Origin of the sequence: Marinobacter santoriniensis NKSG1 (assembly GCF_000347775.1) — a bacterium.
In the GTDB taxonomy this organism is placed as follows: Bacteria; Pseudomonadota; Gammaproteobacteria; order Pseudomonadales; family Oleiphilaceae; genus Marinobacter; species Marinobacter santoriniensis.
Map to the genome: position 1 here is coordinate 781,445 of NZ_APAT01000015.1, position 25,693 is coordinate 807,137.

The window sequence follows — 25,693 nt, forward strand, 5'->3', positions numbered from 1 at the left end:
GTCGTTTAAATTTGAAAGGTCGCTATGATACAGCGAACCCCCGCCCGTATAGAAGCCCAAGAACTTGAAGTCGCCTCGGGCAGCTGGCAGACGTTGCTATCCCGATCCATCACCACTCCGGAATCACTGCTTGAGCGTCTGGGCCTGGACCCACAGGCATGGTTTGATGGAGCATCCGACGGGCACCGCCTGTTTCCGATACGGGTTCCCGAACCGTTTCTGATGCGCATGGAGTACGGCAACGCCCGCGATCCGCTGTTGCTTCAGGTGCTGCCGCGTAAGGAGGAACGGGAAAATCGCGACGGCTTTGTGCGCGACCCTCTGGCGGAGAACGAGGCCATCCAGACCACCGGCCTGATCCGGAAATACCGGAGCCGCGCCCTGCTGATGGTGACCGGCCAGTGCGCCATCAATTGCCGCTACTGTTTCCGCCGCCACTTCCCCTACGACGAACAGCGGCTGACCCCCGAAGACAGGCAGACGGTCCTCAGGACACTGGAACAGAGCCCCGAGCTCAACGAGGTTATATTCAGCGGTGGCGACCCGCTGGCCGTGAACGATCGCTTGCTGTCGCAATGGGCCCGGGATATCGCCCGAATCCCGCATATCCGCCGGCTCAGGATCCATACCCGGTTACCGGTGGTTATCCCACAGCGGGTCTGCGACACACTTTTGCAGTGGATCCGGGAATCCGATCTGCAGATTGTTATTGTGCTGCACGCCAACCATCCCGCCGAGCTTGATGAGCCAACATACAAGGCCCTGGCCGATCTTCGGGCCGCCGGCGCGACTCTGCTGAATCAGAGTGTCATACTGCGGGATGTCAACGACTGCCCGCAGGTGCTGGCGTCACTCAGCGAACGCCTGTTCGATGCGGGTGTCATGCCCTACTACCTGCACGCGTTTGATCCGGTGGCCGGCGCTCACCACTTCAACGTCAGCGATGACAAGGCCCGCCACCTGGTGCGAGAGCTGCTCGACCAACTCCCGGGCTTCCTGGTTCCGAAACTTGTCCGGGAAATTCCGGGGCGAACGAGCAAGACACCGCTGGACCTGTTCCCGTGAAATCGCGCACAGAAAACGCGCGTCCGGGACTTGTCAAAGATTGTCAACACGTGATCTTCTCGCTTTTTGATGATGGTTTGCTATTTTAAAGTCGAGTAGTGTTTAACGATAAAAACATGTATTTACGGCGTTTTCCTGAATAATGTGCAGCAAAGGCCGACCGATGCTGTTCATGGAGGTAAACTCCGGGATATTCACCGTGGTCCGAGATTGGCGCGCACTCATGGAAGGCAATACCCTGAAAAACGAGCTGAAAGTTCCTGAACAGAAAACGTCCAGTCTGTCGTTCTGCGACACCAGCCCCAAGGCGTTTCGCCAGTGGGTGAGCCAGTTGCCCATGGCCAATATCGGCGAAGTATCGCGGCAACTTTATCACGCCATTATCGAAGTGAATCAGCTGTTTATCGCGCCGCAGCAGCGTCTTCAGTTGCTCGAGCTGCTGCGGGACAAGATCCACTTCGTGTGCAAGGAACTCTCCCGCCATTTTTTGGGTCTTGCCGTTGCACTCCCCGAAAAGCAACGCAAGGTCGCCAACCTGTCCCAGGCTCTGCAGCTGCACCTGGCCGGTGGCTACAAACTGTGTCTTGTGGAGCTGATCGACAATGGTGGATCGGACAAACTCCGGAAACCGGTCATCATGGCTATTCACCGGGCGATCTCGGAGCTTTCCGCGACCATACTCCGCTCCCACCAGCTCTATTGTCCGAGCCCGACCAACAGTTGGCTGGAGTGTCACCACCTCTTCAGGTACGCCTATCAGAAGGGGCTCGCTTCGGCGACCGTTGACGACGACACGCTGGTACACCGAAGGGCCAGTACGATTGCAGACAGCTACAAGCGGATTCTGCTCCTGGGCTGCGCGCGACCAAACCAGCTGAGACAGTCAGAGCTGGAACAGGTCTATGACCTGTTCGAGACCTGGACCGACCATACCGACTGCGGATCGAACATTGGCCAGGACAGTCTGTTTGTCATCAACATGGAAAAAGACAGCCCGCCGATCTACCGCAGCCTGCTCGATACCCACCCGGGAGAGGAAAGCTACGGCTTTGATACCCGCGAACTCTCCGCACTGGTGTCGGAAACACTGCAGGCGCGCCGCGAGGGCCGGCGAGAGGATACCCCACTGTCGGTTCCTGCCAAGATCAACGACACGCTCCTGCTGCACCTCAGTCAGGCCCTGGGTATCCTTGCCAAACGCAATTTCAACCGAATCGCCAGCCAGGGCACGCTGGAAATCTGCGTCGGCCTTACCGCTGCTCACTATTTCATTGCCGGAGAGAAAACGTTTACCGAGTTTGTCAGTGGCAATGATAATGGCCATGGAGACGAAGAGAACCGGTTCGTGCGCGCCTCACGCCAACGCGACGATGCCTGGTCGGGCGCTCACGACGCAGGGCCGAGCGAGGATCGCCTCTACTCTGCAGATACCCCGATCAATTTCCGGGGCGCCCGGGGTACAACACCCCAGAACGAGGCGGAACGTAACCGTCCCGGTTCTCACCATGCGTACCTGATCAACACCAGCCCCGGTGGATACTGTGTGGGTTGGGAATCGAATGTCCCCATCTCTCTGCAGGCCGGCGAAGTGCTGGGTGTTCGGGAACAGCGAACCCACCCCTGGAGTGTTGCAGTGGTCCGCTGGATCCGTCAGGTGAAGAACCAGGGAACCCAGGTGGGCATTGAGCTGCTCGCGCCCAGTGCGTCACCCTGTGGCGTTCGCCTGATCCAGAAGATCGGCAACAGCAGTGAGTACCTGCGCGGCCTGCTCCTTCCGGAAATCAGTGTTGTGAATCAGTCTGCCACCCTGATCACGCCTCGTCTGCCGTTCCAGTCCGGCAGCCGGATTTCCCTGCTGCACGATGGGCGGGACGACCAGGGGACGCTGGGTCGCAAGGTTTCCTCCACAGGCAGCATCAGCCAATTCGAACTGAAGCTTCAGAATAGCCGGCTCCAGGCTGCGGACGATCGTTTGGACGATAGCTGCGCCAGCGAGGACGAATTCGATTCGCTCTGGCCATCCTTATGATACGAGAACTGTGGCGCTGTCGCGGATTGTAGGGTTGTTATTAGCCATTAACCCCTGCATCATTCTGCTTACGCAATAAGCCGGCGTCACCATTGCCATCAGCCGGCGCCGCCAACGAGTAGCTTGAGACGTTTTCCGAATGCAGAAAAAGAACGCCACCGTACACCTCCTGATTCTTGATCCCTCCCAGAACGATGCTGAATCGCTGGTCAGCCTTCTTCGCAACTCCGGAAAAGCGACGCGCGCTCACCGCATCACGTCTGAGGAAGATCTGGAAGAAGTTCTGAAGACGGGGAACTGGGACCTGCTCCTTGCTCGAGACGGCGACGAAGAGTTCACGGCGGACGAGGCCCTGGCCACCATACGACGCATGGACAAGGACATTCCCTTCATCCTGCTGACCTCCGAGGAGAACCGCGAGCGCACTGTCGACATCATGAAGGCCGGCGCCCAGGACACGGTACCGGCCGAGTATTCCGATATGCTGATGCTGGTGGTCAACCGGGAACTGGCAGCGCTGGAGGAACGGCGTCGCCGGCGGGTGCTCGAATCCCATCTCCGGGAGGCGGAACAGCGGTGTCAATTACTTCTGGAAAGCTCCAAAGATGCGATCGCCTACATCAACGATGGCATGCACATCTATGCAAACCAGTCGTACATGGATTTTCTCGGCTACGACGACATTGACGAGCTGATCTGCATTCCCGTTCTGGACACCCTGACACCCGAAAGTCAGGAGAAGTACAAACAGTTCATGAAGTCCTTTGTCGAAAAGGGCGAAGACGGCATGACCCTCAATTGCACGGCCCGGCGCAGTGACGACCAGGAGCTCAGTGTGACCATGTCGGTGTCCGCAGCCACCTACGACGGGGAAGCCTGCACGCAGATCGTGTTGCAACCGGAACACAACGACGCGGAACTGGAAGAAAAGCTGCGCCAGATCAGCAGCCAGGATCTGTTGACCGGCCTGTACAACCGCCAGCACATGATGAGTGCGCTGGGCGAAGCAATCGCACGGGCGGGCAAGGAAAACGAAACCGGCGCCCTGGCCTACATTGCGCTCGACAACTTCATCACCATGAAGAGCCAGGTCGGCATTGCCGGCGCGGATCTTCTGTTGGGAGATCTGGCGTCACTGCTCAAGGAACAGGTGGATGACAACATGACGCTTGCCCGCCTCAGTGACGACGCCTTCAGCATGATGTGCCAGCCGTGCGATGAGAAGGCCATGGCCGAGCAGGCAGAAAAGGTACGGAAGGCTGTCGAGGACCATCTGTTCGACATTGATGGCCGTACAGTACCCCTGACCGTGAGCATTGGTGTCGCGGCCATTACCGAGAACTCGCCCAGGGCAGAGGAACTGCTCGGTCGCGCCCACACGGCATCTGCCGATGTTCGCAAGCAGGAAGGCCAGCAACAGGGTAACGGAGTCCTCGTATACAACCCGGCCGAATACGAATCTCTGGACACCACCAACTCGGTGGAAACCATTCAGAAAGCCCTCGACGACAACCGTTTCCGGCTGCTGTTCCAGCCCATCATCAACCTTCGTGGCGAGGGAGAGGAGCATTACGAGGCCTTCGTTCGGATGCTCGACAAGGACGAGAAGGAAGTATCCCCCTATGACTTCCTGCCGCCTTCCGGGCCCACAGACACGGCTATCAAGATCGACCGCTGGGTCATTCTCCAGACCATCAAGCAGCTGGCCAGTCATCGTTCCCGTGGTCATGACACCCGGCTGTTCCTGAACGTCACAGCGGAAACACTCCAGGACAAGACCTTCACGCCCTGGCTGAGCGTAGCCCTTAAGGCCGCTCGCCTGCCCGGTGACTCACTGATCTTCCAGCTCCGTGAAGGCGATGCAAACAACTTCATGAAGCAGGCCAAGGATTTCACCAAGTCCGTCCACGAGTTGCACTGCAAGGTCTCGATCTCGCAGTTCGGTTGCAGCCTGAATCCGTTCAACACCTTCAAACACGTTGACGCGGACTACGTAAAAATCGACGGGTCCTTCACGGAAGAGATGCAGAAAAATGACGACGCCAAGGAGCAGGTCAAGGAAATGGTCAAGAGCCTGCAGTCCTCCGGCAAGCTGACGATCATTCCGCTGGTGGAGAACGCCAGTATCCTGGCGACACTCTGGCAGGCCGGCGTCAACTACATCCAGGGCTATTACCTGCAGGCACCGGTTCCCGAGATGAACTACGATTTCGGCGACAGCTGATACTCGGACCCAATAAAAAACGGCGCTCCAGTGAGCGCCGTTTCTGGTTCAGTACCACTGAGAAACCCTACAATCCCGATTGCTGGATCGACTGGTTGGTTTCACTTTCCCGGAATCCGATCAGGTACAGGATGGCATCCAGCCCCAGCGTGGAAATCGAGTGGCGGGCAGACTCCTTGACCAGGGGCTTGGCCCGGAAGGCCACTCCCAGACCAGCCTGACTCAGCATTGGCAGGTCGTTGGCACCATCTCCCACGGCAATGACCTGCTCGCGGGAAATGTGCTCCTTTTTCGCGATATCCAGCAACAATTCCGCTTTGCGCTTGCCGTCCACAATCTGGCCCGCTACCCGACCGGTCACCCTGCCATTCTCGATTTCCAGCTCGTTGGCGTAAACGTAGTCGATGCCCAGCTTTGACTGCAGATGCTTCGCAAAGTAGGTAAAACCACCGGAGAGGATGGCCGTGCGGTAGCCCAGACCTTTGAGACTGCGAATCAGGTGCTCGGCCCCCTCCGTCAACCTGAGGCGGCTGGCAATGCCTTCAAGCACAGACTCATCAAGCCCTTTCAGCAGGGCCAGACGCTCGGCAAAGCTCTGACTGAAATCGAGTTCCCCCTGCATGGCCCGCTCGGTAATCTCGGCCACCTGGTCACCCACACCAGCTTCCCGAGCGAGTTCGTCTATGACTTCTGCCTCGATCAGCGTGGAGTCCATATCGAAAACCACCAGTCGACGATTCCGGCGGAAAATGGAATCCTCCTGGAAGGCGATGTCCACGTTCATTTCGCCGGCGATGTGGAGGAAATCGGCGCGCAGTTCTTCAAGATCCGCCGGCGTACCGCGTACCGAAAACTCCACACAGGCAATCCGGTTGTCGCCCGTATTTAGCGACGGTCGCGCCGACAGGCGACTGATGTTGTCGATATTCAGGCCATGCCGGGCGGTAATCGCCGAAACCTTGGCAATCTGCTCCGCCTTGATATCCCGGGACAGGAGAGTGACGATGTAGCAGGCACGATTCCGACCTGCCGCCCACGCCTGGTACTCCTCGACAGTAATCGGCGCGAAGTGAACCTGAAGATCGAGGGCATGCAACCGGAACAGCAGGTCCCGGATGACCGGGGACGATTTGGACTCATCCGGAATCTCGATCAGAATTCCCCAGGTCAGATGGTCGTGAATCACCGCCTGGCCAATGTCCAGAATCCGGACATCGTACTGCCCCATGATGCCGGTGATTTCCGAGGTGAGTCCGGGCTTGTCGCGTCCCGATACGTTAATCAGTACCAGCTCACTCACTGTCGCCGCTCTCCTCTTGCCCCGCCTGGGCGGCAGTGGCTATCACGTCTATGGCATCGACCCGCTGAAGCCCCCGCGGCAGCTTATGGCCACGACGCCCGCGTTCTCCGATGTAATGCTCAAGATCACTGAATTTCAATCCCATCTTGCGCTTGCCGGCCCGGATCTCGATCTGGTCATCCTGCGCGAACACAGCCACCGCCACGACATATTCCTCGCGGTTCTGGACGCGGGCAGAGGGGATACTGATGATCTTGTTACCTTTCCCTTTGGCCAGCTCCGGCAACTCACTGAGCGGGAAGACCAACATCCGACCTTCATTGGAAATGGCCGCCAGGTATAGCGGACTCTCCGACCGGGGAACGGAAACCGGAGACAGGATCTTTGCGCCTTTCGGCACACTGACAACGGCCTTGCCATTGCGATTCTTGCTGATCATGTCGTTCATACTGGTCACGAAGCCATACCCGCCATCGGTAACCAGCAGCACCTTACCGGACGGCTCACCCAGCAGAAGCCCGGAGAAGGTCGCGCCGGAGGGCGGATTGATGCGGCCGGTCAGCGGTTCGCCTTGCCCCCTGGCTGACGGCAGGGTGTGCGCCAGAAGCGAGTATGCCCGCCCGGTGGAATCCAGGAAGATCGCCTGCTGGTTGTTGCGCCCCCGGGCCGCCAGTGCAAACCGGTCACCCGCCTTGTAACTCAGGCCCTCGGGCTCGATATCGTGGCCCTTGGCAGCGCGGACCCAGCCTTTCTCGGACAACACAACCGTCACCGGATCGTTGGAGACGAGGTCGACTTCACTGAACGCCCGTGCCTCTTCACGCTCCACAATGGGTGAGCGGCGATCATCGCCAAAGCTTTCCGCATCCTGCTGGATCTCGGTCTTGATCAACTCGCGCAAACGGTCCTCGGATCCCAGGATGGACTGCAGTTCGTCACGCTCCGCCGAGAGTTCGTCCTGCTCGCCCCGGATTTTCATCTCTTCCAGCTTCGCCAGATGACGGAGTTTCAGCTCCAGGATGGCCTCTGCCTGTTCCGGCGACAGTCCAAAGCGAGCCATCAGCTCATCTTTGGGCTTGTCCTCATACCGGATGATCTCGATGACTTCGTCGATATTCAGATAGGCGACCAGGAGGCCTTCCAGAATGTGCAGACGGGCCAACACCTTGTCCAGCCGATGCTGGAGGCGGCGAACCACTGTTGTTCGACGGAAGGCCAGCCATTCGGTCAGGACGGAATGGAGCCCCTTCACGCCCGGGCGGCCATCGTTTCCGATAACGTTTATGTTCACCCGGTAGGTTTTTTCCAGGTCGGTGCTGGCAAAGAGGTGTGCCATCAGCCCATCGAGGTCAACGCGGCTGGATCGGGGAACGATCACTAGGCGCGTGGGGTTTTCATGGTCGGATTCATCGCGCAGATCCGCCACCATCGGCAGTTTCTTGGTCTGCATCTGATGGGCAATCTGCTCCAGCACCCGGTTTCCGGACACCTGGTGCGGCAGATCCGTGACCACCACTTCGCCATTTTCCCGCGTCCAGCGGGCCCGCATCCGCAGTGATCCGCGGCCGGTTTCGTACATCTGGCGAATGTCCCGACGCGGTGTGATCACTTCGGCGTGGGTCGGGAAATCCGGGCCTTTGATGTGCTCGCAGAGATCGTCCACGGTGGCATCCGGCTGGTCCAGCAGGTGAATACAGGCGGCCGCGACTTCCCGGACATTGTGGGGCGGGATATCCGTAGCCATGCCTACTGCAATACCGGTGGTCCCATTGAGCAGCACATGGGGCAGACGCGCCGGCAGGATGGAGGGCTCCTCCATTGTGCCATCAAAGTTGGGCACCCAATCCACCGTGCCCTGGCCAAGCTCACCCAGCAGAACGTCCGCAAACGGAGCCAGACGGGATTCGGTATAACGCATGGCGGCAAAGGACTTGGGATCGTCCGGAGACCCCCAGTTCCCCTGCCCGTCCACCAGCGGATAGCGATAGGAGAACGGCTGGGCCATCAACACCATGGCTTCGTAGCAGGCACTGTCACCGTGAGGATGGAACTTGCCCAGTACATCCCCGACCGTGCGGGCCGATTTCTTGTACTTGGAGGTGGACTTCAGGCCCAACTCCGACATGGCATAAACGATGCGCCGCTGAACCGGCTTCAGCCCGTCTCCGACATTGGGCAGGGCCCTGTCGAGGATGACGTACATGGAGTAATCAAGGTAGGCCTTTTCCGTGTAATCCCTGAGCGAGACGCGCTCAAAGCCTTCATCAGTGGTTTGAAATTCTGGCATGTATGCCTCTTGTTTACCTGGACTGCCGGTTTGTCGAAACTGGCAGTGATGCTACCTTTTGCGCCCGCGAAATACACGGGATATGTGCGAGCGCACATTATATGGAGGCCAACCCAGATACTCCAATCCCGGCCAATGATGAAAACGCCAATAGCGGAATTCCCGAATGGAGAGACCGTAACCCTGATCGTATTCTCATCAGGCGTAAGTCATTGACCGTTTTATTTCCCGGACGAGCGGAACATTATGAGACAGAACCTCAAAGCCTGCGGGCAGGCCATGGTGACAGCCCTGGTCAATGCGGTACTGGCCGTGGCACTGATGCTGCTCGTGGAATTTGCGATCAGCGGCAACTTCGACGTTCCGAAAACTTATTTGTGGGCAGGCCTGCTGATCTGGGTCGTTATCTTTGCCGGTCAGTTCTGGCGTCAACGGTATCTTTGCAGAAACTGCAGCTCCAACGAGGAATCTCCCCGTTCTTCGTCGTAAGACCGGCCAAGTTGACCCACATCATAACCCCATTCCCTGACTCATCGTTTTGTTAATGTTTTCGGAGCGTTGACGCATCCAGCTGCTATGCTGTCTTCAGAACAACAGACATTGCGAGGACAGCATGCAGGTGTTTCGAAACCTTGGTCTCCGGACCAAAATCGCCCTCCCTTTTGGCATCACTGCCGCGGCCCTGATCGTAATCGGAATTCTGAACGCGCTGACCGTCCGGGAACTCATCTCGGATACCAATCGCATTGCTACCAATTACCTGCCCTCGGTCAGCAAAATCCTGAACGGCGACCGCGACCTCTATCAGGCTTATGTAGCTCAGATCAAACTGGTTGACGCAGCCTTCAATCAGGAAGACACCGGCGCGTTCCTGGAAAGCTTCAATGAAAATGCCCAGCAGGCACAGGATCGTTTCACCCAGGCGTCTGTCCTTCTCTCCGATTCGGGCGCGGCTCCGGTTATCCAGGGCTTTGACACCGCCTTTGATCGCTGGGAAACATCGGCCCGAAAGGTAATAAAGACCGCACTCGACGGCGACCCCGAACAGGCCAGAACCCTTGCAGAGAGTGAGACTTCTACACTGTTCAGCAACCTGCGGGATTATTACGACAAGCTCGGCGCGCTTGCTGACGAACAGGCCGCAAACCGTGCAAAGGATTCTGCGCAGGAGGGCATGTCCAGCTCAATCACCACGGGCACTGTCACCGTTCTGGCGATCATTCTGAGTCTCGCTCTGTTCCTGCTCTTCATGCGACTGATCATTGGCTCAATCAGTGCAGTCCGCCGTCAGCTCGACGCAATAGCACAGGGCAAAGGCGACCTTACCCAGCGAATTCCTGTCGAAGTAAAAGATGACCTTGGCCGACTGGCCGACAGTTTTAACCAGGTCCTCGCCAATCTCCAGAGCATGATCCGGTCGATTCAGGAACTCAGTAACGGGCTTGGTGACGGCGCCGGTCGCCTGGCAACCGCGGCTCAGGAAAACAACGACGGCGTGAGTCGGCAGACCGACTCCATTGCCATGGTGGCCACCGCCATCAATGAAATGCAGAGTGCCATCGAAGAAGTGGCCGGCAACGCCTCGCGGGCGGCCGAGATCACCCGGGAAGCGGAACAGAAAGGTCGCGATAATGCTCGCATTATCGGGGACTCTTCAAGGCAGGTTCACAGCCTCGCCGCCCAGACCGCCAAAGCGGCCGAAGCGATCCGGAAGTTATCGGAAGATTCCGACAACATCACGTCGGTACTGGACGTGATCCGGGGCATTGCCGAGCAGACCAACCTGCTCGCCCTTAACGCGGCCATAGAGGCGGCCAGAGCCGGCGAACAGGGGCGCGGCTTTGCGGTTGTGGCTGACGAAGTCCGAACACTGGCGCAGCGAACCCAGCAGTCTACGGAAGATATCCAGACCATGATCACGGCCCTGCAAAGCGGCGTATCGGAAGTGGTGTCTGTCATGGAGGTTGGCAGTCGCGAGGCCGCCGAAACCGAGAAGCTGGCAACCGAGGCCGAAAGCGGGCTTCAGGCCATTCTCGAAGGCATTGCCGATATCAGCGATGCCAACACCAGCGTTGCGTCCGCCACGGAACAGCAGACCCAGGTTGTGGACGAGATCAATCGAAGTATTACGGAAATCAACGATCTGGCGTCAGACAGCGCCAAACGTTCGCGGGAGATCGACGAGATCAGCCAGTCGTTGCACGGTTACGCAAGCGACCTGGAGCAACAGACGGGCCGATTCCGGGTCTGATTCCCGAAATCGGCCCCGAGACGCGACGACCTACTGGCGTATGCCTTCGACGGAAATGATCATATCCACCGTTTCAGATGCGGGGCCCAGATCCATCGGGATACCGAAATCCTTCAGTCGCAGTTCCGTTTCGGCCTCGAAGCCCATTCGGTAACCGCCCCAGGGATCCGCTCCGTGCCCGATCATTTCGGCATCGAGCGTGACTTCCCTGGTGACACCGCGCAGCGTGAGATCCCCGATGATGTCGGCCTCACCATCTCCCTGCATCTCGATCCGTTTGCTCTTGAATGAGGCTTGCGGGTATTTGTCGACGTACAGGAAGTCCTCACTCCGGAGATGCTTGTCGCGCTCTGCGTGATTCGAATCCACACTGGCCGTGTCAATCGTCACCGACACCGAACTCTTCTCGGGATTTTCCGCATTGTAGGTGAACTGGCCGTCGAACTCGTTAAAACGGCCATAGAGCCAGCTGTAGCCGAGGTGAGAAATCTTGAACATGATGAACTGGTGGTCGCCCTTGGTATCGAACTGATAGGTGCCACTGCCATCGTCTTCCGCCGCTGAGGCAACCCCCGTCAACGCAAGTGAAACCGCGGATGCCAGAATAAGTTTTTTCATGGTGATCTCCTTTTTCATCAATGTCGGTCCCTGACCGGGACAGATTTCAGATAACAACCCCTGACTCTATAAACCGAGCATACGCCGGAGCGTTTCGTCCCGGTCAACCCAGTGATGCTTGAGCGCGCCCAGCGCATGCACCCCGGCCAGAACGACCAGCCCCAGGGTTGACCAGTAATGAACACCTCCTGCGACATCTTCCAGATGATCGACGTCGCCCGTCATCGACGGCACATCGAACCAGCCAAAAACGCTGATGGATGAACCATCGGCCGTTGTGATCAGGTATCCGCTGGCCATCGCCACAAACAGCAACAGGTACAGACTACCGTGCGCCAGACGGGCCACGACCCTCTCGATTCGTGCATGCCCCTGAACGGGATCCGGCACGGAATCGGTCAGTCGCCACGCAACCCGGGCAATCATGACCATCAGCAAAAGAATGCCAAAACTCCGGTGCAGATCCGGGCCGCGCTGATACCAGGCGTGGTAATACGTCAGATCCACCATCCAGGAGCCGAGGACAAACAAGCCCAGTACCGCGGCGGCCACGACCCAGTGTGCTGTCACGGCCACGGCACCATAACGGGTTGAATCATTACGCCATTGCATACGGTTCCAACTGCTCCCTGTCACTTTGATCAGCCCAGTCTAAAAAGACGTTAACCGACAGCAAACCAAAATCTTTTGCTGTGGCTCATCAGAATTTCTGATCGATCTTCACCTATCCCTTTAGTCTTATACGGGTTTTACGGATTGTTGAATTTCATCGCGGCGATAAACTTTAAGCATTCTTGAAAACCATCAGAACAAGCGACCGTGAGGCATAGCATGGAACTGGAATTTGACGAAAACGTGGTTGTTCCCAGCAACAACTGATGTTTCGGGCGGCCCGCGCGCCGCCCTCCCTCCTGATCAGCACCGACTGACATCCGCCGGATACAAACCGTTTCTCGTTTGTATATGAAATGGTGGTAATAAACCCGGTTTTTTGGCAAGCTTCTTCCTACGTGCTTCGGTGAGTCGATCGCCGCTTTTACGTACGTGTTTCAGACAGTTCGGGCCTGACTGCTGCCCGTTGTGTTCGTCAAACTAGCCACAAACTCTATGTCGCGACCCTTACCTGAAAAGCTGACAGCACCGGAACTGGATCTGCTGTCCCCTATGCTGAACCAGGAAGGTAACGGCTGGACCGCAGATTTTCGAGGACTCACCCTCAGAACCGCACTCCAGCCCATTTACAGCATTTCCCACAAACGCATTGTTGGCTACGAGGCCCTGATCCGGGCTTTCGATACGGACAACGCGCCAGTGCTGCCCGTCCAGCTGTTCCAGTTACCCGCGTCCGAGGCAGAGAACCTGCTGCTTGACCGCCTGTGTCGTTATCTTCACATCCGCAACTACAGCTGCATCAGGGATGAGCTCAACTGGCTGTTTCTGAACGTGTCACCCCGGGTGGCCGCAGGCGCCAGTCACTCGGATTCCTTCTTCGGCCAGCTGCTGAAGAAAACCGGACTGCCACCCCATCGCATCGTCATGGAAATTGTGGAGCAGCCGACGGATAACGCGGAACGGCTGCGGGAAACCGTGGCGTACTACAAGGACCTGGGGTGCCTGACTGCGATTGATGACTTCGGCGCGGGACATTCCAACTTCGAACGCATCTGGAACCTGTCACCGGACATCGTCAAACTCGACCGAACTCTTCTTACCCGAGCGACAGAGGATCACAAGGCCCGGCAGATCCTGAACGGCATCGTATCTCTTCTGCATCAATCCGCCTGTCTGGTTTTGCTGGAAGGCGTCGAAACCTACGATCAGGCGATGATTGCCATCGATGCGGGCGTGGACTTCGTACAGGGTTACTACTTCCGCAAGCCCACCATCGAGCTTGAGGGCATTGATATCCAGCCGGCGGATTTTGATCACCTGTTAAGCGATTACAAGCAGCAGACCCAGGTGACGCTGGACCCGACGCGCCAACTGGTCAGTTTTTTCGACGGATTTTTCCAGACCGCCATCGATCGGCTTTGCTCTGGTACGGGTATGCAGCAGGCCTGCAGGGAACTGCTTGATCATCCAGCGGTATCCAGGTGCTATCTGGTCAATGCCGAGGGCATTCAGATTGAAGATACCCTGATATCAGACGCCGGCGTGCGTAATCTGGACCCGCGCTTCAAGCCACTGGAAAGCACCACCAGCGCCGACTGGTATCGACAGCACTACCTTCGCCAGGCGCTTGCCCAACCGGAACAACTCCAGGTAACCGCACCCTACCTGTGTGTCACGGGCGCCTACATGTGCGTCACCATGTCCCAGGGCTTCTACGACAACGGTCAACTGAGAGTGCTTTGCTGCGACATCCTCTCCAACCCGATGGGGACGGAGATCAGTAAAAGCTGATGCCGTAGACCAGTCCGATGACCAGAACCGTCAGCAATCCGATGAAGATATTCATCGGCAGCCCCACCCTCAGAAAATCCGAAAATCGATAGCCGCCCGGACCGAACACCATCATGTTGGTCTGATATCCCAACGGTGTGGCAAAACTGGCCGACGCAGCCATCATCACCGCTATAACAAAAGGCTCTGCCGGCACCCCCATGACCGTTGTCATCGACAACACCACGGGAATCACCAGCACCGCAGCGGCGTTGTTGGTCACCACTTCCGTCAGCACGGATACGGCAAAATACACCATCAGGATGCTCAGAAGGACGTGCCCCTGGCTCAGGCCCATAATGGTCCCCGCCAGAAAAGTGGCTGCGCCGGTTTCCTCGAGTGCTGCCCCCAGCGCAAACGACGCTGCAATGGTAAGGATCACCGGCACGTCCACCGCTTTCTGGGCCTGGCCCGCGGAGCAGCATCCGCTGAGGATCATGAGAGCAGCACCGGACAGAGCGGCATTGAGCATGGTCATGACTCCACAGGCCGCCAGGCTCACCACCACGAGAAGAATCAGCCATGCCAGCCAGGCCCGGTCATGGCGTGGCGTCTCCGTATCGAGATCGTTGATGAGAAGGAAATCCCGGTTGTATCGCTGCCGGCTGACAAACGCAGGCCGCGCCTCCAGCAATAGCACATCCCCCGGTTTCAGACGGATATTGCCCAGGTTGCCCGATACCCGCTGGCCCCCTCTGGCCACAGCGAGCACCACCGCACCGTAGCGATCCCGGAAACGCGCATCGCGAATGGTCAGCCCGAGAACGTCAGACTGGGGCGAAAGAGCCGCCTCCACCAGTCGCCGTTCCGCCCGGTCTTTACTCAGGCTGGGTTCGTCCTCGTGCACCGAGGGGACGATGCCCGGAATCCGCAGAAGATCGGAAATCGCCTGAGTATCGCCGGCAAACACCAGGCGGTCCCCTCCCTGCAAACGCTCTTCCGAGGGCACCGCCGTGACCACGCTGCCATCCCGCTCGATCTCAACCAGATACAGACGCTCAAGCTCTCGTAATCCGGCCTCGCCCACACTTTTGCCAACCAGCGGCCCGTTGGGCGACACCGCCACCTCCAGCGTGAATTCCCGCATGGAACCGAATTTCTGCTGATCCTTGCGGTCTGGCAGCATCCGGGGCAGGACCAGCAGCATCACCGCCAGACCGATCACGGCAACCGGTAATCCGACACTGGTAATCGAGAAGATGGAGAAACCGGCACTTCCCGTCAGCTGCTGATACTGGCCGTTTACCACCAGGTTTGTGCTGGTACCGACCAGTGTCAGGGTACCCCCCAGGATTGCCGAATAGCTCAGGGGAATCATCAGCTTGGAGGGGGCAATGCCAATGCGTCGGGACCAGCTGTGGACGGCGGGAATCATGGTGGCTACCACGGGGGTGTTGTTCAGGAAGCCACTCAGCAGGGAAACCGGAAAGGCAATACGGGCCTGGGCACTGCGGACGGTTTTCGGGGAACGGAGCAGGTATCGGACCACCAGGTCGACACCGCCCGAATGGTGAATACCCGCGGCCACGACGAACATGGCAGCAACGGTAATCAGGCCACTGTTACTGAACCCGGAAAGCGCCTGGACCGGCGATATAATGCCACTGGTGCTCAGAACAACCAGCACCCCCATCATCACCATGTGGGGGGCAAATCGTCCAGAGCTCATCATCAGCAGCGCGCCGGCCGCCAGTGCCAGAGAAAACCAGCCTTGCCAGTCCATGTACGGTATTCCCCGTCATAAAAACTGGCAGGATAACGACTTTAATGAATACTGAAAAAGAATAATGGGCGATTTTTAAAGCGCTAAAAGGAATATCAAACCGCCACGTCCGCCATGTTGCCATAGGTTTCGAGCCACGCACGGCGATCCGACGCACGCTTTTTGCCAAGCAACATGTCCATTCGCTCCTCGGTCTGGTCGCCATCCTCAAGGGTGAGCATGACCAGCCGACGGGTATCCGGCGCCATGGTGGTCTCCCGCAACTGCAACGGGTTCATCTCGCCAAGCCCCTTGAAGCGGGTGACGGAGATCTTGCCGCGTCGCTTTTCCGCCTCGATACGGTCAATGATGCCCTGCTTCTCGTGCTCATCCAGCGCGTAGAAGGTTTCCTTGCCCAGATCCACCCGATACAGCGGCGGCATTGCCACGAACACGTGACCGGCGGCGACCAGCGGACGGAAATGTTTTACGAACAGGGCGCACAGGAGCGTCGCAATGTGCAGACCGTCCGAATCCGCGTCCGCCAGGATGCAGACCTTGTTATAACGCAGTCCGGCCAGATCGTCCGAGCCTGGATCCACACCAATGGCGACGGCAATGTCGTGGACTTCCTGGGAGGCCAGGATTTCACCGGAGTCCACTTCCCAGGTATTGAGAATCTTGCCCCGCAGCGGCATGACCGCCTGGAACTCCCGGTCGCGGGCCTGTTTGGCCGATCCACCGGCCGAGTCCCCTTCCACAAGAAACAGCTCCGAGCGGGCAGTATCCCCACCGGAGCAATCCGCCAGTTTGCCCGGCAAGGCGGGCCCGGAGGTCACTTTCTTTCGCGCGACCTTCTTGCTCGCACGCAACCGCCGCTGGGCATTGTTGATGAACAGCTCCGCGAGCGCCTCGGCAATGTCAGTGTGCTGGTTCAGCCACAGGCTGAACGCGTCCTTGACCACCCCGGAAATAAAACTCGCCGCTTCCCGGGAAGACAGACGCTCCTTGGTCTGGCCCGAGAACTGGGGCTCCTGCATCTTGAACGAGAGCACGTAGGCGACCCGCTCCCAGATGTCTTCGGGAGACAGCTTGACTCCACGGGGCAGCAGATTCCTGAACTCGCAGAACTCCCGCATGGCCTCCAGAAGGCCTGTTCGCAGACCATTGACGTGTGTACCGCCCTGGGCCGTCGGGATCAGGTTGACGTAACTTTCCATGACCGTCTCGCCACCCTCGGGCAACCACTGGATCGCCCAGTCCACGGCTTCGCTGTTGCCGGAGAAGGTACCGGTGAACGGCTCAAGGGGAACCGCTTCTATATCCGCCAGCGCGGTGCGGAGGTAATCGCGCAGGCCATCCTCGTAGAACCATTCGTCCTTTTCACCGGACTTTTCCTGGAGGAAGGTTACCGTCAGCCCCGGACACAATACGGCCTTCGCCCGCAGGTTGTGTTTCAGGCGGCTGATGGAGAAATTCGGGCTGTCAAAATACTTGGGGTCCGGTTTGAAACGCAGGCGTGTTCCCGTGTTCCGCTTGCCAACGGTATCGATCACTTCAAGCTCGGAGGCCTTATCACCGTCGGCAAAGGTCATCCGATGCAACTGTCCGTCGCGCTTGATGGTGACTTCCAGCTCGGTAGACAGGGCATTAACCACGGAGACGCCCACGCCGTGCAGACCACCGGAGAAGTTGTAATTGCCCTGGGAGAACTTGCCACCGGCATGGAGCCGGGTCAGGATCAGCTCCACCCCCGGCAATCCCTCTTCCTTATGCAGGTCCACGGGCATGCCACGGCCATCGTCCTCAACGCTGAGAGAGCCGTCCTCGTGGAGCACCACATCAATCCGGCGGGCATGCCCCGCCAGCGCCTCGTCGACGCTGTTATCGATGACTTCCTGAGCCAGGTGGTTGGGCCGGGAGGTGTCCGTATACATGCCCGGGCGTTTGCGCACCGGGTCCAGACCACTCAGAACTTCAATGGCGTCGGCGTTGTACTGTTGCTGGCTCATAGGCAGGACGAGACTCCGCAATGGATCAGAAATTCTGAGCCATAGCTTAGGGATTCACCGGGAAAGATCAACGGTTGTTTTGTGTTCCGATCGAAAGATCAGGGGCGCAACAGCAACGGCGAATCACCGACGCCGGTCACCCGTATGGCATTCCAGTTCCCCGGTTCAACCGCCAGCACCGCACAGGGTGACGTCATCACCTGGGCCAGGATGGCATCCTTGGGAGGAGAGCGGACCTCGGCCCGGATATCCAGGACATCACCGTGGATCTCAGCAGACGTCAGCCGGACGCCATAGCCCGAGGTCGATTTCTTCCCGAGAGTTACAAACAACAGAAACTCCCGCTCCAGATCAACGTTACGGAGCTGCTGGGTTGCCAGGTTCTGGGCAGGAAGCCCCAGATACTTCGACAGCTGCGCGTCGGAAGTGACCAGCAAAAGGCCGGGACCGATCAGCCCGCAATGACTGGATTCGGTCACCTGCCGCACCTTGGCGGGCGCAGAGACGACATCCGGCGTGCTGGCCGCACAACCGGCCAGGCCCACCATACCAAGCGTGGCAGCACCGACGACCATTGATCGCAGAATCCGACTCACATTCACTCTCCTGACAGCTTCTTCAAGGGTCTCACAAAGTCATCTTCCGGGATCAGCCGGTAACCTGCAAAATCCGGACGGGGCAGCACGTCGGGCGTTGCCGCAGAAATGGTCGGGCGACTGAAGCCGGTGGTCATTCGAATACTGGTCAGATCGGTGTTCTGATCTACATGGATAGCTTCCCTCAAACCGGACACCGGATATTCCGCGCAGGCCTCGCCCGGCTGGCAGATGATGCCATCGTTATCCAGATCAGTACCGCCCACTAAATAGTATGTTCCGGGTCGCACTTCGTCCGGCTCTTGCTCCCCAACACCATCGTAATGGCGAAAACTGAATACATATTGACCATTATCTGCTTGAACAGAATCCTGTGCCTCGGTCAGGTAATTACCATTCTCATCGGGTTCTGTCCGAACCAGAAGGACAAAGTGAAGCCCTGCATCTCTTTCTTCAGCATCCGTCACCACTTGAGCAGATACTGGGATCTCCAATGTTCGCTGGGTATCTGTGGTGTAGGTAATCTGGACAGACGTTTTCAACGGCACGTTAGGATCCAAACTTGCAGGATCAGTTAGAACAAAGGAAACATTCACCGGAGAAGTCGATCGATCACAGGCCTCGCTCAGCCAGGCAGGAGAAGACCCAACGCTGCAGCTCGAAACATCATTGGAGAGATCCCCTATACGAGTCAGCGTTACAATTTCTGAGGTCTTCTGATCGTTAAGATTCACATAGTAAGGATCAGGAGAGAGAACAGTAACCGAAGGGTTGTCTAGAGCCGCTGTCACAGCTTTTGCCGAATCCAGAATGCCATAGCCAAACTGATCATTTCGAGGCCCGCTGCCATCCCGAGTAAGTGCGCCACTCTTTAACAATGCTTCGAAGTTAGAAGGCTGAAGATTACCGTTAACCCCTTTCATCAAGGCAAATATCCCGCTGACATGCGGCGCTGCCATAGAAGTACCAGCTAAACCCAGATAGCTAGGCTCAAAATTGCCACTATCTCCAAGAGCTGCACTCGTACTAAGCACCAAATCTGGCTGGCCATCTAGATTGGCATCAGCGGCGCTCCCTCCCGGTGCCGCAATATCGATCCAATCGCCAAAATTGGAATAAGATGTCAGATTGCCGGCGCCATCAACTGCACTGACCGCCACTGCATACCTGGAAGCAGCCGGGTATTCTCTGCTACTACTTGCACTGTTACCTGCAGCGGCAACCACAGTGATTTGCTTGGCATTTAAGCTCTCCAAAGCGTCCTCAAGTGACTGTACAAAGGGTAGCCCACCGAGGCTTAAGTTAACGATCTCGGCTTGATTACCGCTCGCTACCCAATTCAATCCCGCAATTAAATCATCAAGCGATCCACTGCCTCCTTCACCTAGCACACGAACGGGCAGCAAACTTGCATTAAACGCTAAGCCCGTTCCCCCAATATTGTTATTGGCATCGGCTGCAATGGTTCCTGCCACATGCGTGCCATGAAATACATTGCTGCCCACTGCACTACCTGGATCAGCCGGGATACTGTCCCTTCCAACTGGACCATACAAACTGGTATTCGCTGAATCATTGTCCAGGTCACTCTGACTAACAAAGTCCGAACCGCTAAGTAAAGTAGAACCGAGGGGCGGTACGTTGTCACTTAGATCCGGATGCCACGAACCATTGATCCCCAAAAAAAGTCCCGTATCCACAACCGCCACCCGGACCCCACTTCCGCCGCTTGGAGCGAGCTGCCAAGCAGCGGGCGCATTGATTAGCGGATAATGCCATTGCTTTGGATAAAGTGGCTCGCTGGTTGGAGACTGAGCGAACACTTTATAGTTAGGTGTGGCCGATTTAACGCCTGGCTGCCGCCGCAATTCATGGATCCAGTTTGCAGTCCGACGGGATCCACCACTAGAAGAAAGTGCTTTGGCATCCGATCGCCGCATCAACCATGTATTGTTCCCCAAAAGCCTCACTGGCGAGGCCGCCAAGGACGCAGTTAATGTGCGAGGCATCCCTTGGTCAGCGAGCGACACCAGCGCCTCGTCATTAGCAAACTGGTAACGAGGCCAGTCAAATGCTAAAGCGGTTGCACTTTCGGACGGCAGCGTATTGATTACATAACGCATCGGTCCGTCAATTGCCTCTATATCAAGGTAATAAGTGGCTGTGCCGCTACCTTTTGGGACCGTAACCTGAACCGAATATACTGGGGAAGATGCATCAGGATTCGTTTGAGCTGAATCCAGCACCACTTGATCAGAAGCCCTTCTCAGAGTGATCGACAAAGGATAGTTTGCAGGGACCCTGTTATTGCTTACGAGGTAATAACTATAGAAGGTCTGAAGCTCGACCTGATCGCCTTCATTAAGCACCAGCTGATAACGATCGATTGGATCGGAATCATAATCATCGTTGGGATCAGAAGGATCCCGGGAACCCGAACGATCACTGACATACCCACCTAGAATCACACTACCGGGCAACACCTGGGGGCTAGAGGCATCCAAATAACCATCGACTAAGCGGAGTTTGTCAGCAGTATCGATATCAACACGAGTATTTGCTTCAATGCCGATCGACCCAGATACCACGGTGGCCGGCGCCGTGCTATCGCCGCCATCATCGGCCGTAGAACTCCCGCCACCACAACCGGACAAAGCCAGGATAGAGACGAGTACGGACCCACCCAAAACGTCGCGAACAACCATGACAACCTCTACCTCGATGACGGTATACCCCGGGTGCGGGACTACCGTCATTGTAGAACCAAACAATGACAAATACCTGTCATTCCTCACAGCCCGGATGCAAAAAGCCGGACCACTCGGGATCCGGCTTTTTGGCAAGGCTCGTTGTGGCCCTACAACGCGTAGAACAACATTGGCACGAATGCCACCAGCAGCAGCGTCGGCCCCATCACCGCCAGCGGCAGCAGAAGCCGCTGATAGCGATGCCAGAAGGAACCGGTGCGCTCGGCCGCCAGCACCTCGGTCTCTCCGACCACCTGCCGGGTCAGCAGATGGTTGAGGGCTACGGGCGGGCTCAGATAGCCCAGCTCGAAGGCCACCAGGCAGACCAGCCAGAAATGCAGGGGATCAATACCCAGATGAATGGCCGGCTGGGCTATCGTGGCAGACACCAGAATCACGGCACCGAATGGATCCATCACCATACCGATGAACGTCAGCATGACGACGATCACGAGCATGGCGATCCAGGGACTGGTCAGATGCTCGGGGAACAGGACGTGCACGATCTCCGAGCGCTCCAGGATACCGCCCATGCAGATGGAGAAACCGATCAGCGCCAATAGAGCCCCGATGTGGACCGCCGAATCACTGGCGGCCGCTGAACTCCGGTTCCAGAAGGCCTGCAACCGCGTCTCTTCATCTTCACGATTCGATTTACGGGCATCGAGCAACACCAGCGCCAGCATGACCAGTGGCAAAATCAAGGGAGCGCTGTATTCGTTGAACTTCAGCCCCAGAATGATCCAGATCGCCAGGATCACCAGACCGCCGACGAGCGCATAGGGAATCAGGGGGCGCAACTCACCGATCGCCCGGGTCAACGCGCCCGGAGCCGGCCTGGGTTTCCAGTTGCCTTCCGTCTTGCAGACCACGAATGAAAACAGGGTCGCCGACATGATGAAGATCCAGAAACCCCAGCTGTACATTTCAGTGGTGGTGACTTCCTTGTTCAGGGCCGCAACGACCACGATCAGCAGGCACGGATTCAGCACCACGCCCAGACTGCCCGACATGGCGGTGGTGGCCAACGACAGCTGGCGACCGGCACCGGCGCGCCGAAGTTCATCGTAGACCACCCCGCCTACAGCCAGAATGAAGATCCCCGAGGCGCCGGTAAACGCCGTCGGGAACGCGGTGCTGAAGATGATGACCGAGGCCAGCATGGGCGCCGGCAGGTTGAACGGCTTTATCACATTCAGCAGCAGTTCCGGCAGCCGGGTCTGCTTGAGCATCATCCCCACCAGCACATACAACCCGATGTTGATGAACATCGACGACAGGTTGGTCATCATGCCGAAGTAAATGGCCAAACCGGACGCATACCCATCCACCAGGAAGAAGTAGCTCATCGCGATCAGGCCCATCGCGCAATACAGCGGTATGACCAGTCCGGACGAGAACGACAGCGAACCGGAACCGATTCGCGAGGGCACATAGACGAAGCGCACGGCATTGATCACCATGAACAGGCCGAACACCATGGCCCAGGCATACTGCAGCTCCATGGTGCCGCCGGACTCCGGCGACGTCGTGAGCTTGCCCAGATAGGCATTCAGTGACACCACCATCAGACCATTGACCACAAACTGCACGCCCTGACTCAGACGCCATTCGGCCCGGTTCCGGGGCAAACGCAGCGCGATGTGATCCGTATCCAGGGCGGCAATGGCCGCCGCCATTGCAAACATGGCGATGAACAGAAACTTGGTCAGTTCAATGTTGTCCAGCAGGAAGTGCGCAATCCCCTGCTCGACCGCCTTGTAGACAGCGAGCGCAGCGGTGGCGTGTTTCAGGTTCTGCTCATAAAGCGCATACTTCTGCTGGCACAACTCCAGGTTGCTCTCCAGCGACTTTCGGATGGCCGCAGGATTGGGGGGCGAACTGAACAGGTCGTCCGGGTCCGGCTTGTAGGCCTGCACCCGCTTGGCGACTTCCGCGTCGATGTCACGGTTCAGATCACAGGCCGGCTCCTTGGCATCGGGGTCAAGCAGGTAGTAATTCGGCCAGGTCTGCTCTCCCACCCAGAGCAGGCGGGAATGCAGCGAACTCCCCATGCCCAGCAGCAGCGTAAACAGCAGGAGCAGCAGGAGCAGGGCCCCGTGCAATCGATGCACGGGGTACAGGGTTTTCGCGGCCGGGACCGTCAGCGTTCGCCAGTTCATGCTCGCACCGTCCTGTTATTCGCGGTTAGCCGCAGTGCACTCTGCAGCAGACGGGTTACTGGCACAGCGGATCTTGCTCAGCAGACCGAGCATTTTCGGATCATAGACATCCGGTGCACCGTTTTTGCCATCACGCATTTCGAGACGGTTCTGGCGGAACATTTCCTGATAACCGCGGATGTCCTTTTCCGGAATGCGAATCCACACGTCGTCCGGAATGGCGCTTTCCTGCTTCTTGATCAGGTTCATCGCCTGGGGAAACATGTTCCAGGCCACTTCCCGGGATTGCTGTGCGGTCTTTTCATCCAGAACACCGTCACGGGCTATGATCTGCATGGTCAGCTGGGCCAGCGGATAGTCAACAACGCCCCCCTTGTCGCCAATGCCCTTGTAGAGTTCCAGAGCCTCGTAGGCAAAGGCCGGTGCATACGCGGTATCGACAGAACCGTTATTGAATTTGCCGGCAAAGTTGGTGATGTCCGAGGGAACCACGGTAGCTTTCACAAAGTTCACCATATGGATGGCGTCTTTCTGGTAATCCAGGGTCGCCATTCGCTTACCGGCCAGCTCGCCGGCGGTATCGATGCTCCGATCGTTCACGAACAGGTAACCGGCGCCAACGGGGATGATACCCAGCACTTCGTAGCCGTTCTGCTTCATCAGGGGCGCCGCTTTGGGCTGCGCGAGGGTCGCGAGCAGAGTCTTCAGGTTGTCGTAGGTCGGAATGGCACCAACCGCACTGATGCTGCCGGTAAACCGGTTGAAGGGACGGGTTCGCAGGTCCGTGGCAGCCACCGCGTCGCACTGGCCGGCGTTGAAGTCACCCACAGCGACACCCTCGTCGGTGTATGGCTTGAGTTGAAAGTCAACGCCGTGACTCTTCATCTCCAGGGCGTAGTCCTTGGCCATGTTATAGAAATCGCCATTGGCACCAATGACATCGAACACACACATGGAGACGGTCTGGGCAGAAGCCAGCGGTGCCGCGGCAACCAGTGCCAGTGCAGTAAGGGACTTGCGGATCATAACGACCTCCGGGTCATTTTCTTGTTTATGGGTAATCGGATCGGGATGGATGACCTGCTCAGAGCAGGTCATCCAGGTTCATGGTTTCGACATTCTCGGTATCACGTTCCGGGCTCATCTTTCCGAAGAAGCTCTGGGGCGTCCGGTAACCGTAATGCTCGGTCCAGTATTTATCGGAGGAGAACTGGATGACGCCCCGCGCAACGGTGTCGACAAGACGGTACTCATCCCAGACGTCCACAGTTGCATCGGAATCGGCAAATTCGGCGATGGCTTCCTTCAGCTTGTCCGGACGGCCAAAGGTTTCAGCGGCGACCGCCTTGAGAGCCAGCGATGCACGGAAACCTTTCTGGATACCGAGTTCTACGCTGTGATCCATAACCACCCAGGGATCGGGTGACAAATCAGGGCGAGTATCGGGCAGGAGAAGCCAGACAAGTGCGCGGATCGCATTGGGTAAACCGCCCCACTTCTTGTCATCCACACAGGTGGCGGCGCGCTCCGCCTGGGGCGCAATATTCCGGGGAATGCCCGCCATGGCACCGGAATTGGCATCATTCACAATGGCCTGCATGCCGGTCAGAAGTCCCAAAAGGAAGGTCAGTTCATCCTGTTCATTGAACAGGAACGGGCACTCGAGTGGTTCGGCGGCCGGATCGAAATCGTACGCCGCCATGGCACGCTTGAAGGCCTTGTAGCGACGCTCTGCGGTCTTGGCGTACAAACGCTTGGCCTCTTCGCGGGCATCCTTGGCCGCCGGAACATTACCCTCGTAATCCGCCCGAAGGTAGGAAAGCTCCGCTTCCCAGGCGCGGTATTCCATACAGTTGCCCGCCAGCAACATCAGCAGCGAACCGGTACTGTCCGGCGCGTCCGTTACGCGCGAGAACGAATACAGCAACGGGTCCACACCCTCACCCAGCGCGCAGGCCAGCTGCGGGTCGGACATCTGCATCACATAGGGAGTGGCTTCCTGCTCGGAATAGTTGGAGAGAACAACACCGGTGGTGGAGTAGATGGGATTCGCGGAACAGCCGGCAAGCATAACGGCCGCACCCACAAGCAGAAGCCTGAGATGCGCCACACACTGGCGGCCGGTTTCAATAACCAGTCGGTACATCATAATTCGCCCTGTTTCACGTTGTTTTTATTGGATCTGGATGACAGCGTCAGATTATTGCTGTTATGCCGAGGCAATACTGTGAAGCATCGCGCGCTCCGCGGGTTGCGCT

Annotated in this window: 17 protein-coding genes; 6 read left to right on the plus strand and 11 right to left on the minus strand. The window is 57.7% G+C overall.

Annotation, left to right across the window (positions count from 1 at the left end; genetic code table 11):
• Positions 1–24 precede the first annotated feature (24 nt).
• The 3 genes from epmB to MSNKSG1_RS09370 all read left to right on the plus strand — a co-directional run bounded on the left by epmB (position 25) and on the right by MSNKSG1_RS09370 (position 5,318).
• Positions 25–1,065 carry an EF-P beta-lysylation protein EpmB gene (epmB, locus tag MSNKSG1_RS09360; RefSeq protein WP_008939012.1) on the plus strand — a complete coding sequence of 347 codons (1,041 nt, stop codon included), beginning with the start codon at positions 25–27 and terminating at the stop codon, positions 1,063–1,065.
• A gap of 223 nt (positions 1,066–1,288) precedes the next feature.
• The gene (locus MSNKSG1_RS09365) at positions 1,289–3,094 is read left to right on the plus strand and encodes a hypothetical protein (protein ID WP_040886833.1); all 1,806 of its coding nucleotides are present in this window, start codon (positions 1,289–1,291) and stop codon (positions 3,092–3,094) included.
• A 139-nt stretch (positions 3,095–3,233) separates the two neighbouring features.
• Entirely contained in the window at positions 3,234–5,318 is a 2,085-nt protein-coding gene (locus tag MSNKSG1_RS09370; RefSeq protein ID WP_008939014.1) for an EAL domain-containing response regulator, read from the plus strand.
• A gap of 67 nt (positions 5,319–5,385) precedes the next feature.
• Here MSNKSG1_RS09370 and serB read toward each other — a convergent pair whose 3' ends face one another.
• Complete coding sequence (serB, locus tag MSNKSG1_RS09375) at positions 5,386–6,618, minus strand: phosphoserine phosphatase SerB (protein WP_008939015.1); 1,233 nt, start codon at positions 6,616–6,618, stop codon at positions 5,386–5,388.
• The gene (parC, locus tag MSNKSG1_RS09380; RefSeq protein WP_008939016.1) at positions 6,611–8,905 is read right to left on the minus strand and encodes a DNA topoisomerase IV subunit A; all 2,295 of its coding nucleotides are present in this window, start codon (positions 8,903–8,905) and stop codon (positions 6,611–6,613) included. The genes serB and parC overlap by 8 nt, the downstream gene beginning before the upstream one ends.
• A gap of 246 nt (positions 8,906–9,151) precedes the next feature.
• Here parC and MSNKSG1_RS09385 point away from each other — a divergent pair, with 246 nt between their 5' ends.
• Together MSNKSG1_RS09385 and MSNKSG1_RS09390 are read left to right on the plus strand one after the other, a co-directional pair.
• Positions 9,152–9,394: a hypothetical protein gene (locus tag MSNKSG1_RS09385; RefSeq protein ID WP_008939017.1), complete on the plus strand. Its 243-nt coding sequence runs from the start codon at positions 9,152–9,154 to the stop codon at positions 9,392–9,394.
• 124 nt (positions 9,395–9,518) lie between these two features.
• The gene (locus MSNKSG1_RS09390) at positions 9,519–11,156 is read left to right on the plus strand and encodes a methyl-accepting chemotaxis protein (RefSeq protein WP_008939018.1); all 1,638 of its coding nucleotides are present in this window, start codon (positions 9,519–9,521) and stop codon (positions 11,154–11,156) included.
• A 30-nt stretch (positions 11,157–11,186) separates the two neighbouring features.
• Here MSNKSG1_RS09390 and MSNKSG1_RS09395 read toward each other — a convergent pair whose 3' ends face one another.
• Together MSNKSG1_RS09395 and MSNKSG1_RS09400 are read right to left on the minus strand one after the other, a co-directional pair.
• Positions 11,187–11,774, minus strand: coding sequence for a YceI family protein (locus tag MSNKSG1_RS09395; RefSeq protein ID WP_040886834.1), 588 nt, complete (start codon positions 11,772–11,774; stop codon positions 11,187–11,189).
• A 66-nt stretch (positions 11,775–11,840) separates the two neighbouring features.
• The gene (locus tag MSNKSG1_RS09400) at positions 11,841–12,386 is read right to left on the minus strand and encodes a cytochrome b (protein WP_008939020.1); all 546 of its coding nucleotides are present in this window, start codon (positions 12,384–12,386) and stop codon (positions 11,841–11,843) included.
• A gap of 495 nt (positions 12,387–12,881) precedes the next feature.
• On the opposite strand from MSNKSG1_RS09400, the gene MSNKSG1_RS09405 reads away from it, so the two are divergent.
• Positions 12,882–14,177 (plus strand): EAL domain-containing protein, encoded by a 1,296-nt coding sequence (locus MSNKSG1_RS09405; protein ID WP_040886740.1) that lies wholly within the window; start codon positions 12,882–12,884, stop codon positions 14,175–14,177.
• On the opposite strand, the gene MSNKSG1_RS09410 is transcribed toward MSNKSG1_RS09405, so the two are convergent.
• From MSNKSG1_RS09410 to MSNKSG1_RS09440, 7 genes are all read right to left on the minus strand, one after another.
• Complete coding sequence (locus MSNKSG1_RS09410; RefSeq protein ID WP_008939022.1) at positions 14,164–15,939, minus strand: SLC13 family permease; 1,776 nt, start codon at positions 15,937–15,939, stop codon at positions 14,164–14,166. The two genes, MSNKSG1_RS09405 and MSNKSG1_RS09410, sit on opposite strands and share 14 nt — an antisense overlap.
• Positions 15,940–16,034: 95 nt before the next feature.
• Positions 16,035–17,930 (minus strand): DNA topoisomerase IV subunit B, encoded by a 1,896-nt coding sequence (parE, locus tag MSNKSG1_RS09415; RefSeq protein ID WP_008939023.1) that lies wholly within the window; start codon positions 17,928–17,930, stop codon positions 16,035–16,037.
• Between the two features lie 98 nt (positions 17,931–18,028).
• Positions 18,029–18,526, minus strand: a complete 498-nt coding sequence (locus MSNKSG1_RS09420; RefSeq protein WP_040886741.1) for a protease complex subunit PrcB family protein — start codon at positions 18,524–18,526, stop codon at positions 18,029–18,031.
• A 2-nt stretch (positions 18,527–18,528) separates the two neighbouring features.
• Positions 18,529–21,114, minus strand: a complete 2,586-nt coding sequence (locus MSNKSG1_RS18920) for a S8 family serine peptidase (RefSeq protein ID WP_160164271.1) — start codon at positions 21,112–21,114, stop codon at positions 18,529–18,531.
• Positions 21,115–21,383: 269 nt separating this feature from the next.
• Entirely contained in the window at positions 21,384–23,435 is a 2,052-nt protein-coding gene (locus MSNKSG1_RS09430; RefSeq protein WP_008939027.1) for a TRAP transporter large permease subunit, read from the minus strand.
• Between the two features lie 15 nt (positions 23,436–23,450).
• The gene (locus tag MSNKSG1_RS09435; RefSeq protein WP_040886836.1) at positions 23,451–24,461 is read right to left on the minus strand and encodes a putative solute-binding protein; all 1,011 of its coding nucleotides are present in this window, start codon (positions 24,459–24,461) and stop codon (positions 23,451–23,453) included.
• Positions 24,462–24,519: 58 nt separating this feature from the next.
• Positions 24,520–25,581 carry a hypothetical protein gene (locus MSNKSG1_RS09440; RefSeq protein ID WP_008939029.1) on the minus strand — a complete coding sequence of 354 codons (1,062 nt, stop codon included), beginning with the start codon at positions 25,579–25,581 and terminating at the stop codon, positions 24,520–24,522.
• Positions 25,582–25,693: the final 112 nt, after the last annotated feature.